The 13,773-nt window shown below is 42.2% G+C and carries 14 protein-coding genes; 7 read left to right on the top strand and 7 right to left on the bottom strand.

Translation table 11 applies throughout. From position 1 onward, the window contains the following. Position 1 precedes the first annotated feature (1 nt). The 3 genes from PNC201_RS21840 to corA all read left to right on the top strand — a co-directional run bounded on the left by PNC201_RS21840 (position 2) and on the right by corA (position 2,155). Entirely contained in the window at positions 2–625 is a 624-nt protein-coding gene (locus PNC201_RS21840; protein ID WP_102058425.1) for a TetR/AcrR family transcriptional regulator, read from the top strand. Next, a complete protein-coding gene (locus tag PNC201_RS21835) occupies positions 622–1,113 on the top strand; it encodes a GNAT family N-acetyltransferase (RefSeq protein WP_102058424.1) in 492 nt (163 codons plus the stop codon). The genes PNC201_RS21840 and PNC201_RS21835 overlap by 4 nt, the downstream gene beginning before the upstream one ends. 85 nt (positions 1,114–1,198) lie before the next feature. Further along, complete coding sequence (gene corA, locus PNC201_RS21830) at positions 1,199–2,155, top strand: magnesium/cobalt transporter CorA (protein ID WP_010603700.1); 957 nt, start codon at positions 1,199–1,201, stop codon at positions 2,153–2,155. Positions 2,156–2,167: 12 nt separating this feature from the next. Here the strand turns inward: corA and PNC201_RS21825 are convergent, their stop codons facing one another. Further along, positions 2,168–2,560, bottom strand: a complete 393-nt coding sequence (locus tag PNC201_RS21825) for a GNAT family N-acetyltransferase (protein WP_233525268.1) — start codon at positions 2,558–2,560, stop codon at positions 2,168–2,170. Between the two features lie 403 nt (positions 2,561–2,963). Further along, positions 2,964–4,277: a YncE family protein gene (locus PNC201_RS21820; protein ID WP_102058422.1), complete on the bottom strand. Its 1,314-nt coding sequence runs from the start codon at positions 4,275–4,277 to the stop codon at positions 2,964–2,966. 418 nt (positions 4,278–4,695) lie between these two features. Between PNC201_RS21820 and PNC201_RS21815 the strand changes: the two genes are divergently transcribed. Beyond that, positions 4,696–5,301 carry a LysE family translocator gene (locus PNC201_RS21815; RefSeq protein ID WP_102058421.1) on the top strand — a complete coding sequence of 202 codons (606 nt, stop codon included), beginning with the start codon at positions 4,696–4,698 and terminating at the stop codon, positions 5,299–5,301. 45 nt (positions 5,302–5,346) lie between these two features. Here PNC201_RS21815 and PNC201_RS21810 read toward each other — a convergent pair whose 3' ends face one another. Beyond that, the gene (locus PNC201_RS21810) at positions 5,347–5,505 is read right to left on the bottom strand and encodes a YqaE/Pmp3 family membrane protein (protein WP_010369885.1); all 159 of its coding nucleotides are present in this window, start codon (positions 5,503–5,505) and stop codon (positions 5,347–5,349) included. Positions 5,506–5,607: 102 nt separating this feature from the next. Between PNC201_RS21810 and PNC201_RS21805 the strand changes: the two genes are divergently transcribed. After that, positions 5,608–6,048 (top strand): MgtC/SapB family protein, encoded by a 441-nt coding sequence (locus PNC201_RS21805; RefSeq protein WP_010603704.1) that lies wholly within the window; start codon positions 5,608–5,610, stop codon positions 6,046–6,048. A 2-nt stretch (positions 6,049–6,050) separates the two neighbouring features. On the opposite strand, the gene PNC201_RS21800 is transcribed toward PNC201_RS21805, so the two are convergent. From PNC201_RS21800 to PNC201_RS21790, 3 genes are all read right to left on the bottom strand, one after another. Continuing rightward, positions 6,051–6,287: a hypothetical protein gene (locus PNC201_RS21800; protein WP_010603705.1), complete on the bottom strand. Its 237-nt coding sequence runs from the start codon at positions 6,285–6,287 to the stop codon at positions 6,051–6,053. A 159-nt stretch (positions 6,288–6,446) separates the two neighbouring features. After that, on the bottom strand, positions 6,447–8,153 hold the full coding sequence (locus PNC201_RS21795; RefSeq protein ID WP_102058420.1) for an alkaline phosphatase D family protein: 1,707 nt from the start codon (positions 8,151–8,153) through the stop codon (positions 6,447–6,449). A gap of 168 nt (positions 8,154–8,321) precedes the next feature. After that, complete coding sequence (locus PNC201_RS21790) at positions 8,322–9,224, bottom strand: LysR substrate-binding domain-containing protein (RefSeq protein ID WP_102058419.1); 903 nt, start codon at positions 9,222–9,224, stop codon at positions 8,322–8,324. A gap of 521 nt (positions 9,225–9,745) precedes the next feature. Between PNC201_RS21790 and PNC201_RS21785 the strand changes: the two genes are divergently transcribed. Next, positions 9,746–12,334, top strand: coding sequence for a M1 family metallopeptidase (locus PNC201_RS21785; protein ID WP_102058418.1), 2,589 nt, complete (start codon positions 9,746–9,748; stop codon positions 12,332–12,334). Positions 12,335–12,397: 63 nt separating this feature from the next. Further along, the gene (locus PNC201_RS21780; protein ID WP_102058417.1) at positions 12,398–13,141 is read left to right on the top strand and encodes an alpha/beta hydrolase; all 744 of its coding nucleotides are present in this window, start codon (positions 12,398–12,400) and stop codon (positions 13,139–13,141) included. Between the two features lie 78 nt (positions 13,142–13,219). On the opposite strand, the gene PNC201_RS21775 is transcribed toward PNC201_RS21780, so the two are convergent. Continuing rightward, a complete protein-coding gene (locus tag PNC201_RS21775) occupies positions 13,220–13,702 on the bottom strand; it encodes a DoxX family protein (RefSeq protein WP_102058416.1) in 483 nt (160 codons plus the stop codon). Positions 13,703–13,773 lie beyond the last annotated feature (71 nt).

Here is a 13,773-nt window from a genome sequence, read left to right as displayed (position 1 = left end):
GATGAATAAAGGCGAGAGAACGAGACAAACCATTTTAGAGCAAGGTATGCGCTTTAGTAGCCAATATGGCTTAATAGAAGTCACTATTGGTTCTATGGCAAAGCTTTGTGGCTTGTCTCGCAGCGGGCTTATCTCGCATTTTGACAGTAAAGAAGATATGCAGTTGGCGATCCTCGATTACTGTGAAGATCAATTTATGCTGCATGTCGTCGCACCGGCACGGCACCAAGATCCCCTAGTGCAACTCAAAATGCTCTTTTCTATTTGGGCAGACTGGACTCGTGAACTATTTAATGAGCCACATTCAACTTGCCCATTTATCAAAGCGTTGGTTGAATTTAATTGCCATACAGACAGCCCGATTCATACCAAAGTTACCGAGCAACATAACCGATTATTTAGCTATATTAAGCATAAAATTGTGCAAGGGATAGAAAGCGGTATTTTTCATCCTGAGCTTGATGCGCAGTGCGCGGCGTACGAGCTATACAACTTGTATCTAGGCCATGCGATAGCGAAAAATACGGTACTAACAGAACATGCCAGCGAGTTGTTTAAACGTAATATTGAGCACTTACTTGAAAGTTATCAAGCTGATCCAAAAACACGGAGCGTATCTACATGATTGAAATAATCTCTACCCCAACCCGCGATATTGTTGAGCAGCTTACTGAGCTATACATCGCGACCTTTTCAGCGCCGCCACGTAATGAAGAAATAGACCAAGCAGCCATTCGCTTGCTTATGGAAAAGGAAATCGAAGAAGGCGAAGTACGTGTTATTTTTGATGACTCAACAAAGCAACTTATAGGCAGTTTGTCGCTAGTGCCAATCGCGCATTTTAAAGATAAAGCGCGCTTTGATCTTACGTCAGGCCTATACATTTCGAACTTTATGGTTGATGCGAATATTCGCGGCAAAGGAATTGGCAAGCAATTACTACAAGACACCTTAGCCGCTACTCGCCAACCTATCCACACTCGTTGTCGAGTAGATGCCTTAGCAGTGAATCATTTATTTCAGCGCCATGGCTTTAAATTGGTTGCTAATTACACAACAATCATGAATAACTCGGTTGCGGCGCGTAATATCTACACCTATCAAGCTGAATAATCTGCGGATAATCCCTGGATTGTCATTGTTGATTAATACATTCACTCTTATACTTTGCCAAAGAGTCGTCGTGTAGAGTAATGAGATGCTGAGGTTTTTTTCGATTGAACACGGTGTAATTTCCGAAATGGAACCAAGCGCCGACACCCCGATTGAAATAGCAATCAAAAACGCCCATTGGATAGATACTATTAATCCCACTGAGGAGGAGCGAGTTGCTCTGGCAAACACGCTAAATATTACCCTTCCTGGTGCGGATGACGTAGAAGAAATCGAAGCCTCTTCGCGCTGTTTTATCGACAGCGAAGGTCTGCATGTACACGCTTTATTTATGTCTCCCAATGACGGGCGTTTTAATACGGTGACCGTGGCCTGCTTATTACAAAAAAACTGCTTATTAACCATTCGTGATGACGAGCTTGCAGATTTTAGGTTGCTGCGACTGCGTGCGCGTAAAGGGCAAGTGGCGTGCGATAACCCAAAACAGCTGTTAGTGACTTTGTTCGACCAAAAAGTCGAAAACCATGCGGACATGCTTGAGGATATGCACCACCAGCTTGAAAAGCTCAGTGCCTATGTGCTTGAGGAAGAAGACTCAGATCTAGAAGAAGCTGTTAGTCGTATTTCAAGGCTAGAAGATGCCAACGGTAAAGTGCGCTTATGTTTGATGGATACGCAGCGCAATATCTCGTTTTTAATGCGTCATGTGGGGGTGCAATCTGAGGAGCGAGAAACGCTACGGGAAGTCACACGAGATATCGAAACCCTAATGTCGCACTGCGCCTTTCTCTTCGATAAAGTGAATTTTTTGATGGACTCTACGCAGGGTTTTATCAATATAGAACAGAACCAAATTATTAAAACCTTCTCCATTGCCTCTGTCGTATTTTTGCCGCCCACTGTGGTTGCCAGTGTGTATGGGATGAATTTTAATAATATGCCAGAGCTAAACTGGGCATGGGGCTATCCTTTTGCCATTGCTATTATGCTGCTCTCTGGTTTTGCGCCTTATTTATTCTTTAAACACAAAGGTTGGCTGTAAACTTTGGTTAATCTAGAGGTGTAGTTTCATTTCAAGCAGGCAAGGTGTAAATCCCGCTTTTTCATAAGCGCGAATTGCTGCGGCATTACTACTGTATACATCAAGGTAGAAGTCGTTGACGTTTTGGGTTTTACACCAAGCGATTAAGTGCTCCATGATCGCTTGATTCAAACCTTTACCACGATGCTCAGGTGCTACATACATAAACCCAAGATAACCATGCTGCGTGTGCTGTAGCTGCTGTTTAGATGCCCTTATCTGCACATACCCTGTTGCCACTATTTGCTCTGATACTTCACCAACAACCACTAACGTATTTGAACAAGTGAGTAATTTTTCAAAATCGTAGTATTTGGCGTCTTGTGATTTGATTGTTGAGTTATACGGACGCTCCGCTTCGATCACTTGCTGTTCTAAACCTAGAAGTGTAGTTAACCTGAGCTGCGGATAATTAATGCCTTTCTAGCAGAAAGTTTTAGCGCTAACTGCGTTGAATTCAATTCCAATAGCCAGCTATTGGTGCGTAAATTCGCCTTGCCTACAGGATGTAGGTACCTTAGCGAGAGCAGGACGCGGAAGCGGTGTTTTCCCTAAAACTCTCTGGCTAGACAAGGAAAAAACTAAGTTGTGCTTTAGCAACAATGAGTTGGAACATTCCTTATCCAAACCTTAGGTTAGTTAAGTCGTTGATGGTGGCTGGTCTAATTATCATATATTTCCCTTAAAAAAAGCCACCTTAGCTTAACTAAGGTGGCAAAGCCACTATCTACAGTGTTAAAAATTGTCAGGGACTACATGAGGTTAAGTATTAATGGTCGTGAGATTCCTCTGCAGTAATACCAAGCCATACTAGTTTTTCTGGTACGTAATCTAGCTCAAATGTGTCTACCAGTTTGGCTTCTTCTAAATCAAACTTTTTAATTTGTTTTGCGATTGGGTCGCTCACATATACCGCTTGCTCTGAATGAGAAAATGTAATTTGGAAGCCGTGACCTTCTGGCATCGTAGTTAAATCAGCATCACTTACTTGTACTTCACCTGCAGCTTCAAAATGGTGTTCACCATCATGCTCATGACCGGCAAAAATGCTGAGTTTACCTGCGGTATCCATCACCACAACATGCTCACCCGCAAAGCTAAATCCAAAACTAGCAATGCGATAGTTATCACTTACTTGCCATTCAAGCTTCTCGATATGGCCATGCTCTGGGTCAACCATCAGCACATCATTACCTGCTGATGCGATAAACTGCTCTGCATCATGGTGACCTTTAAGGGTGCCAATTCGCTGCCCGTCAGCAAAGTAATCTGGATTAGCTAGTTTTACTGCACTAAAGCTTTCGCCTTGCTGAGTTATAACCGCAACACCATCACCACAACCAAATGCCACTGCTTCTTCATTTTGTGCGCTGCCGTGAAGTGCTGGACAGCTTACGTTAAATACCTGCTCTTGATGAAAATGGTCACCATGCGCATGATACAAACCAATTTGCGAGGGTAGAGAAGTTTCGGTTTGAGGGTCTCTGATCGTGCTAATTAGAAATTCGCCTCGAGCTTGCGCCGCACCGTGCATGTAAGTGTCGTAATGTAATGCAGCGACTTCGCTTTGCTCGCCGCTAATATGCGCTTCACTAAACATCGCGGCACTGGCATTTTGTTGGCTGTCTTTGTCGCCATCTGAGAACACAGCAATACCAGACTCACCGACAGTCACGTGTGTTGGCTTCACTGATTCTAAATGGAACGAAGCAAGTGCAGGCGACTCTTCATATAAACCACCGTCAATAAACTCCACTAAACCTTGGTCACGTTGTACCAAGACAGCAAAGCGGTGATTTTCAGAGCTATATACATATTTTGGATAGTGTGTAACGCCAATCGAGTCGATAAGTGATTTATCCGCCGTTGAGTACACATTCACAACGTTACTTTCTGCGCTAGTGACTAACAGGCGACCATTTGCGTCTGTGATCGCATCTCCATGATCATCATCACCATCGTCATCATTGCCATTATCTTGTGCTGGCGGGTCTACTTTTACAATTGTGTGCTCAGTACCACCACATGCAGAAAGAAGAATTGCGGAAATGGCAACTGCCAAAAGTTTACCTTTTAATACCATGAGAGAGATCCTATTTTTATTTATGTTATACCATAACTTTAAATATGTTATCTTATAACAAAACTAAAAACAACACCTCGACTAATCACCTATTGACTATTTTGCGCGCAAACCCAATAGTGAAGTATGAAATCCACTTGGCATTACCAGACAAAAGACACACTCTAAATAACCTGAGCTGCGGATAATTAATGCCTTTCTAGCAGCCAGTTTTAGCGCTAACTGCGTTGAATTCACTTCCAATAGCCAGCTATTGGTGCGTAAATTCGCCTTGTTTTCCCTAAAACTTGCTGGCTAGACAAGGAAAAAACTAAGTTGTGCTTTAGCAACAATGAGTTGGAACATTCCTTATCCAAACCTCAGGTTAAATAACAAATGCCTTGATGTAACACTCCGGCTATATAAAAAGGACTACTTAATGGACTATTTGGTTGCTATCACTTTATTTGCTATTGCGTCTTCCGTAACGCCCGGGCCAAACAATATTATGGTAATGACGTCTGGCGTTAATTTTGGCTTACAGAGAAGCATCCCCCTGTTAAGCGGTATTTGTGTGGGCTTTTCGATCATGCTGTTGCTGGTCGGCTTGGGTTTTGCGCAGCTTTTTGAGCTATTTCCTAGTTTGCACTTTATTTTAAAGTGCATTGGCGTCATTTACCTTTTATATCTTGCCTACCTTGTCGCGATGTCTTCACCCACGACTGATGCAGACTCAACCCCTCAACCTTTTTCGTTTTTAAAAGGCGCGCTATTTCAGTGGGTAAACGCAAAAGCATGGATTGTGGCAATAGGTGCTATTTCAACTTATACCTCCGCTGGCGCAGATTTTATGAGTCAAAACTTGATGATCACCATTGTCTTTCTGTTGGTGTCATTTCCTTGTGTTGGGATCTGGTTAGTGTTTGGTTCGTCGCTGAAACATGTATTAAAAAATGAGCAAAGTCGTAGATGGTTTAATTTTGTGATGGCTGCATTACTTGTACTTTCAGTAATGCCAATTGTGCTGGAGATCTTTGCAGGATAATACCCTGCAAAGATTACCGTGTTATTGTTACTTGTTGTCCGCTTTTTACCGACGGGCGATCACCCACACTGCATGCACAATTCCTGGTATATAACCCAACAATGTCAGCAAAATATTTAACCAAAAAGCCCCGCCAAGACCGACTTGTAAAAATACACCAAGTGGTGGAAGCAGAATTGCAATGATGATCCTCAATAAATCCATTGTTCTCTCCTAAAAGTTATAGACGCTTTCATCCTGCATGGGTTATGCCAACTCAAAGGAATGCCTTTTGCATTAACCCAATAACAGTATAGGAGATAAAAAATGCCAGATTGGATTAATCTTGATTTAGCACTCATTTGGTATCACTTTTACCAAATTGTTTTTGCGTTTTTACTTACATTACCTTTAGCTATTAATAGAGAAAGTCGCTCTGATAGCGCGGGGCTTAGAACATTCCCATTAGTCGCTATTTCCTGTTGTGCTTTTATTTTAACAAGTATGGATGTATTTGAGTCACATGAAGCACAAGCGAGAGTCATGTACGGTGTCATTACTGGAATTGGTTTTATTGGTGGCGGTTCAATTGTGAAAAACGATAATTCCACACATGGCACAGCAACCGCTGCAGGTATCTGGTTAACCGGGGCAATAGGGATCTCTAGTGCATATCAGCGATATGAAATCGCAATTGTATTAAGCGCGGTGGGCTTTATGGTATTTCGCTTACTTGAGCCTTATAAAAAGCCATCCAGCTCCCAATAAGTTTACATTGAACCTTTAGTCCGCTTGCTCGTCACTTGACGTTTGAGCTCTAGCTTTTCACCAAAAAAGTATTCGTAAACGATAACTGAAGTAAAATAGAAGAATCCGAACACACTGATATCAATTAGCAATTTGCCAAAATCGAAAGGCTCTTCAAAAAGTAAATATTCAAAATCAGTGATGTAAAAGACTAATTTAGTTAAAAAAAGTGCGGGTAAAAGAGAAATGATAAATTTCAAATTAATGTCCTTTTAATTTGCGTGACCTACAATCCATAATGAAGTCTAACTGATTTATTCAGAGATTGCACGCAGTATACAATTTATTTCGATAATTTACAAAGAGTTACTATGTAAGCCCCATATTAGCTGAGCGAGCGCCCAGCTAATATGAACATATCAAAATTTAATGATAGTGGAAACCGCTTCCTCGTTTGCCGTTTCAATAGACATTTTCAGCTCACGATTTTGCCAATCAATGTCTATCAAGCCGTAGTTACTTCCCGATTTATTAATCAAATGGCGGTTAGATGTTGTCAACTTTGCGATATCTTTGCTAACTACGCCAACTCGTCCAGTTGGGATATTAGCACCAGCTGGCGCACAGTTGCCCCATTCACCCTCAATACCTTTTTGGTTATCATCCACTTGGGTATAACACCAAGGCTTATCATTGTCTCGCGTGATACAACCTTGATAGGTAATGCCTGCATATTTGAACGGTAGCTGACATGCTTTGGCAAAATTGCCATCCCCTTTGTCGTCTGCGTAAATAGGTAATCTTAATGGATTTTCAATATGATAAGGCCAGTTTTGACCAAAACCCGATGCCGTCACTTCGTAGACGTTAACTGCTTGACCATATGTGCTGCTTGCGGGAATAGTCTTTTGCAAAAGCTCTCCCCAATGTTGATCGCCAGACAAAAACACAACGGCTTTAGTCTTACCTTCGTTCACTGATTTCTGTACTAACCTAAGCAAACGTTCCCTTTGCGCTGGCATTTCAGCCCAAGATTCATAACTAGTACCAGACATATTTGTTTCTTCTAATGACGCGATGGCAGCATTAAATGTTTTGCCGTCTCCATAAGCACAGTAGTTAGTTTTACTTCTGCCTTGATGCAGCGGAGGCAGTACTTGAATGCCGCTTGCAATGAGCTTGATTTCTGATGGCTTTTGTAACTCTTGCTCAAGCCATTGCCACTGCGCCTCTCCCAATATAGTGCTACTTTCCCCCTCACACGTTCCGTAACTTGAGAAGGTTGGAGAGCGGAAGTAACGGGCATCTAATGTGATCACATGCGTGGTTTCGCCCGAGCTCCCCAACATTTTTGCTTCATAAATACCAGCTTGACCATTTAGTCTTGGATCTGTTTTATCGACATCAAAGTGACGCAAATATTCTTTTTGTGCGTTTACTCTCTCTGGATAATGTTTGCCTTCATTGTTCCAACCAAAATCATGGTCATCCCAAGTCGCCATCACAGGGATCTTAGCCTCTAAAAACTTGCGATATTCACTATTATTCTTTTTATCATCATACTTCTGGCGCATCACCGCCATATCAGTGGTATCTGCGTAGATATTGTCCCCTAACCAAAGAAACAGATCCGGTTGTTGGCCAATTAACTTAGCGAGCGCTTCTGGCATATCTCCTTTGGTTTTGAAACATGAACCTAACGCAACTCTATCTAATCGTTTACTTTGTAGGGGTTGAGTGTGAGCTAAAAGCGTTGGCGGCGCTTCTGGTTGACATTCTTCCCAACCGCCCTCTTCGACATAACACCAAGGAGCGGTGTGATTTCGGGTTGTACAGCCATAAAATTTTTCACCTTGATACTCAGATGGCGTTTTACATGCTTTTCCGGTTACCGTTTTGAATTCTGGGATGGTTTCTGTTCTGACATGACCCCATGTTGCGCCTTCGATGCTTTGTTTTAAATAGCACCACTGCGAACCTGAATTATTTTTATCCGTTGTCCCTTGATACTGTGCGGCTAGATAGTTAAAGGTGGATTTACAAGACTCGTAGTGAACTTCAGGTTCTGCACTGGCGACGCTGCTCATGAGCATCAACACGGCTGGCGTGAGAGTATAAGTTTTCATCGTTTCCTCGGTATTTGAATGTTGGCATCCTTGCTAGTTTTCCTTGCGGGAACGGAGTCTAATCCGGCAATGTTAAATTTTAGTTTAATATTTATTTCAAATTCACATTTACTTCCACATTCATGAAATAATACGAAAGTGGCTCAATAAATGAGCCATAACGAGGCCTTATGGCAAGTGATTGATAAGCCAATCAATAAATACTTGGATCCGAGCTCTTTTTGGTGAATAGGGATCAAATAACACATAGCGTTGCCATACCACAGGGTGAGGGGTATCAAAAAGCTGCACAATAAGGCCAGCTTGTTGAAAGTCTAAAAATAGCTCTTTGGAGACGATTGCAACACCTTGGCCTTTAAGCGCTGCACTCAATGCCATGTCATTAGAAGAGACTCGAGTGTGTGGGCCTTTGGCACAAATACTTGAACCGCATATCCCCTGAGACTCAAACCATTGCTCCCAGCTTACTTTATCATCGTCGTGGTGAATAAGATTGCACCTTGCTAAATCATTCGGAGACTTAATTTGCAGCGATTCTTTGTAGCTTGGTGAACAAACAGGATAGTTACTATCTTCCCCAAGATATAACTGCTCAAGTCCGGCGGGGCAGGCTAACTCTCGCTTGGTAGAAAACCGGATCGCGATATCAATATGATTTAAACGAATATCTTCAAAGCGATTAGAGCCAAGCACGCGAATTTGGATGTCGTCATGAGACTCGTAAAACGAGCACAGGTTAGGCATTAGCCATAAAGAGCAAAAAGACTGGGTTGACGTGATAGTCAAGCTACCAGCCAATCCTTGTGTTTGAATTTGGTTCAATCCCCCAATAATGCGCTTAAACGCACTTTGAGTAGACATTAACAACACTTCGCCGGCTTCAGTTAAGTGCATATTGCGGCCTTTTCTTACAAAAAGCTTAACTGCAAGTGCATTTTCTAATTGCCGCATTTGTTGGCTTACTGCCGCTTGCGTAATGTTCAATTCGAGTGCAGCTTGAGTGTAACTTTGGAGCCGAGCTGCACTCTCAAAACAGCGTAGTGCACTTAAGTGCCTTAACCTCTTATCCATAAGCTCAACTTATATTAATTGTAATTAACTATCGTTGGTATCCTGCCATATTTTGACCCAAGATACAGTCATAAATTACTTAACCTAAACGCAGTTTATTCACTACTACGACAGGAGCAACAATGAATTATTGTAAACCAAAGCCAAAGTCACAGTTATTACACTGGTTAACTATAATCGGGGCCTATCTGAAGTTAGAACACATAGTGAAACATAAGTAGTCTCAATATGTGGGAACATTCCTTATCCAAACCTCAGGTTAATTAAGTACGGTGGAGTCTGTTACAATTTTTGTTACACAAAAAGTCGGCTAATCCACCTCTTCAATTTATTGATATTACTTAATATTTAAAATATTAGCCCGATAGTAAACCTTTACCCCCACTCTTTTTGCAACAAGTTTTGTTAAAGTAAAAGGAACATTGCACTAACTATCTATGCTTTTATCACACCAAGTGACAACATACAGAGCATTGATTCGCAAGATAAATCAACAATAACAAAATGAATAAAGGATTTTTATGCTATCTAGGTCTTTAATATGCAGTGCTATTTTGCTGTCTATCAGCGCTTCAGCTCAGGCCCAACCAAATGCTGAACTTCATCGTCTAGCCACCGTGGCTAAACCTATAGAGCAAGCGGTCACATTTAACTTAGACCCTTCTAAAGAGCGTTTTTCAGGACACACGACTATAAAACTTGAGGTGCTCAAAGCCACCCAATTTATTGAGCTCAACGGATTAGACTATGCGATAGATACCGCTGCACTAGTCGGAAAAACGTCGTGTGAGCTCAGAGATAAAATGCTCGAAACCGGTAAAGTGAGATTGAGTTGCGAAAAAACACTGCAACCCGGTCGCTACACGCTTACTATCGACTATACCGCCCCTTTCAACCGTAATAGCGTCGGTCTCTACAAAACCATAGACAACGGCGTGCCTTACTTATTTACACAGTTTCAGATGAGTGATGCAAGAAGAGCAATGCCTACATTTGATGAGCCTGAGTATAAAATCCCATTTCAGCTCACTATTACAGCCCCTGACGATCAAAAAGTATTCGCCAACACGCCTGTTTTAGAGACCAAAAAGTCGAATGGTATGACCACCCATTACTTCGACAAGACGCCGCCTCTTCCTTCTTACTTAGTCGCCTTATCCGTTGGTCCATTCGAAGTACTTGATGTTAAAGGGATGTCGGTTCCGGGTAACATTATTACCCCACAAAAGAAATCAAATCTTGCCGCTTATTCCATCGAAAACACGCCAAAGATACTCAAAGCACTTGAAGACTATTTTGACTTACCCTATGTCTATAAAAAACTAGACCAAGTTGCAGTCCCTGAATTTCCGTTCGGCGCAATGGAGAATGCAGGCCTGGTGACTTATCGTGAGGATATACTACTTATTGACCCTGCAACGTCAACACAACAAGCTCAAACCTCACATGTGAATGTTATCGCTCACGAACTTGCACACCAATGGTATGGCAACCTAGTTACGATGAAATGGTGGAATGACCTGTGGTTAAACGAGGCGTTTGCCACTTGGATGGCTGCAAAGATCACCCAGCAGCTATTTCCTGAGCTAGAAACAAATTTATCCCTATCTCAACACAATGCAATGCCCTATGATGCTCAAGCAACCACCTCACCGATCCGTAAACCGGTTATTACAGAGTCTGATGTAACAGACGGCTTGGGTCTTGCGTACAGCAAAGGTAGCGCGGTACTTTACATGGTTGAGCAGTGGCTTGGGGAAGCCGTATTTAAGCAAGGCATGCGCAATTATATCCGTAAATTTGCTTATAAGAATGCAGAAGCCAAAGATCTATGGAATGAGCTGGGTAAAGTATCTAATAAAGATGTAGCGACAGTGCTAGACTCATTTGTATCACAAGCTTCATTTCCACTTTTGACGATTAAGTTAGATGGCCAGAATGCCACAGTATCGCAACAACGTTTTGTAATAAAAGGACAAGAAGCAGCAGCACAAACTTGGCATATCCCCATCACACTGCGCTATGGTAGAGGTGATAAAACAGCCACTAAGACAATACTTTTAGACTCCAAGGCGCAACAGATTAAATTAGACTTTGAGCCTGAGTGGATCTTACCAAACGACAACGCGACAGGTTATTATCGCTGGGATCTTGCTGAGTCTCAACTCGCAAGCCTAATATCACATGCCCCAAACAAGCTAAACGAGCGGGAGAGATTAGACTTACTAAGCAATGTTGACGCGCTAATGGAGTCTGGAAAAATAAACGCCAATGCGTTGATGTTAACGCTCAGTGAGTTTATTAACGACACTCATCCCAAAGTAGCAAAGGCCGCTCTTACTCAATTACTATCACAACATAAACAGTATGAAGACGATTCAAATAAGTTACTTTGGGAGAAACTTTATACCACTTATGTTGAGCCTGCGTTTTCTCGATATGGACTTGAGGCAAATGCAAATGAACCAGCTGCCACATCGGAAATACGTGCAGCATTGGTTAGAGCACTGGCTTTCGAGACAAAGCATCAAACCATTATTAAGCATGCAAAAAAGCAAGCGAGTTTATATTTAACGTCACCTGATAAAGTCGACCCCTACTTGGCTAGAAGCTTCCTGCAAATTGCCGCTTACTACGGTGATGCTGAGCTGTTGAAGTCATACAAAAAAGTCTTTGAAACCACCAATAACCCAACTCAACGTACTAATCTATTGCTTGCAATGGGTTATTTTGGTCCACAAGACTTGCAACAACAAGTACTAGATTATGCGCTAAGCGAGCATGTAACGGCCTCCGACTTTAATTACATATTAAGCGGGAATGGTAAAGGCGATGAGCGAAAAGCGCTTTATCAAAAGTGGTTTTATCAGCACTTTGAGCGCTTAAAGGAGCGCTTCCCTCCTTTTGCAAAGCCACAGCTACCTTTTTACCTATTTACGTATTGTGACGCGGATGCATTAAAACAAGCTCAGCAGTTTTTTGAACCGATGCAAAAAGAAGTAGAAGGTTTAAGTAAATCACTTAAGCAGCTGGAACTGGCAACAAATACCTGCATCATGCAAAAGCAAAGAGAGCTAGCTTCAGTCAATCAATTTTTGAATAATCTGTAAAAGACTCCAACCAGTTGTGGCGCTTTTGGCTTTTGCCGAGCGCCACTATTTTTTAGGATAAATATGTTACGCCCACTTTTATTATTATGTCTGCCATTCGTTTTGGCCGCTGAAACCGTAATTGATCCAGCTCGTGATAGAGCAATTCCAGTAGAAACTCATTTGCCAACCGACATCAATCACTGTTCAAAAGCGGCACCTTGTCCTGTTGCACTGCTAAGCGCCGGCTATGGTGTCTCACATACTGACTATCAATTTTTGGTCAAGACGCTAAACCGAGCTGGATATTTGGTTATTACTGTAGGCCATGAGCTTGCAACTGATCCTCCTCTTTCCGTCGAGGGGAACTTATACGAAACACGCGCAGAAAACTGGCAACGGGGCGCTGATACGCTGGTGTTTATTCACGATTACTTTAAGCCAAAACTCACCACCTTTGATTTTGAGCATATCCTCTTAATTGGCCATTCTAATGGCGGCGACATTTCAGCATGGTTAATCAATCACGGGGCTAAATTTGTAAACCAAATCATTACGCTAGATCATCGCAGAGTGCCATTACCGAGAAGCCTTGATGTAAAGGTATTGTCGATACGTGCAAGTGACTTTCCAGCGGACAAAGGGGTGTTGCCAAGTCGTACTGAAAAGCACAAATATCAGGATTGTGTTGTCACGATAGCGAGCGCAAAACACAATGACATGACTGACGAAGGTCCGAGCTGGCTAACCGACAAAATAGCACAAATTTTGGCTGATCATTTGGCTGGTATACCTTGCTTAGAGAATGAAAAAGCAAACGACCAATAGTCTAGTCGCGAAATGCAGAAAGGGAAGCGGGTAAATCTCACACCCCTTTCTGTTTATGTGTTCTGCTTGAGCTGAGCTTTATTTAATTTCAGCCACAGGCATTGATAGCGGTTTTACACACATAAAATATGCCCAAGCAATCAATATGATTTGCAGTGGTGCTCTAATTAGCAAATAAACTGGTCCCCACTGATGTCCTCCCAGGCCAACGCTATTGAGCGCGGCATACACATTTGCGGGAAAAAACAGCATAAAAATGGCAATTGCCGCTTTTGCTGCAGGTAATTGGTATTTTGGTATAAATAACAGAATCGCTACTACGAGTTCGATGACACCAGTGAAGTACACCAAAGGAAGCCTATACGGCACCCAACTAGGTAACATTTCTACCATCCCTTGTGCTTTTACGATATGGCCAATAAAAAAGAACATAAATGCGATACCGAGACCCCAACAGGCAAGCGTTGTGATCTCTACCTGTACGTCTCTTATCTTTGAATAGATAACACCGAACAATAACGGGCCGCAAAGTAACAGTATAATGATGATTGGTGTAACCATGGTTTATGCCTTATCCCTTAACATTGTTAGCGGCTAAAAAGCCATCTAATTACTCCAATCATGTCACGTGA

The sequence above is a fragment of the Pseudoalteromonas sp. NC201 genome (assembly GCF_002850255.1).
In the GTDB taxonomy this organism is placed as follows: Bacteria; Pseudomonadota; Gammaproteobacteria; order Enterobacterales; family Alteromonadaceae; genus Pseudoalteromonas.
This window is presented reverse-complemented; position numbering and strand designations above follow the sequence as displayed.

Bases quoted from the DNA above. Each gene is read 5' to 3' on its own strand.
- PNC201_RS21840 (WP_102058425.1), top strand. From the start codon at position 2: ATGAATAAAGGCGAGAGAACGAGACAAACCATTTTAGAGCAAGGTATG.
- PNC201_RS21835 (WP_102058424.1), top strand. From the start codon at position 622: ATGATTGAAATAATCTCTACCCCAACCCGCGATATTGTTGAGCAGCTT.
- corA (WP_010603700.1), top strand. From the start codon at position 1,199: ATGCTGAGGTTTTTTTCGATTGAACACGGTGTAATTTCCGAAATGGAA.
- PNC201_RS21820 (WP_102058422.1), bottom strand. From the start codon at position 4,277: ATGGTATTAAAAGGTAAACTTTTGGCAGTTGCCATTTCCGCAATTCTT.
- PNC201_RS21815 (WP_102058421.1), top strand. From the start codon at position 4,696: ATGGACTATTTGGTTGCTATCACTTTATTTGCTATTGCGTCTTCCGTA.
- PNC201_RS21810 (WP_010369885.1), bottom strand. From the start codon at position 5,505: ATGGATTTATTGAGGATCATCATTGCAATTCTGCTTCCACCACTTGGT.
- PNC201_RS21805 (WP_010603704.1), top strand. From the start codon at position 5,608: ATGCCAGATTGGATTAATCTTGATTTAGCACTCATTTGGTATCACTTT.
- PNC201_RS21795 (WP_102058420.1), bottom strand. From the start codon at position 8,153: ATGAAAACTTATACTCTCACGCCAGCCGTGTTGATGCTCATGAGCAGC.
- PNC201_RS21790 (WP_102058419.1), bottom strand. From the start codon at position 9,224: ATGGATAAGAGGTTAAGGCACTTAAGTGCACTACGCTGTTTTGAGAGT.
- PNC201_RS21785 (WP_102058418.1), top strand. From the start codon at position 9,746: ATGCTATCTAGGTCTTTAATATGCAGTGCTATTTTGCTGTCTATCAGC.
- PNC201_RS21780 (WP_102058417.1), top strand. From the start codon at position 12,398: ATGTTACGCCCACTTTTATTATTATGTCTGCCATTCGTTTTGGCCGCT.
- PNC201_RS21775 (WP_102058416.1), bottom strand. From the start codon at position 13,702: ATGGTTACACCAATCATCATTATACTGTTACTTTGCGGCCCGTTATTG.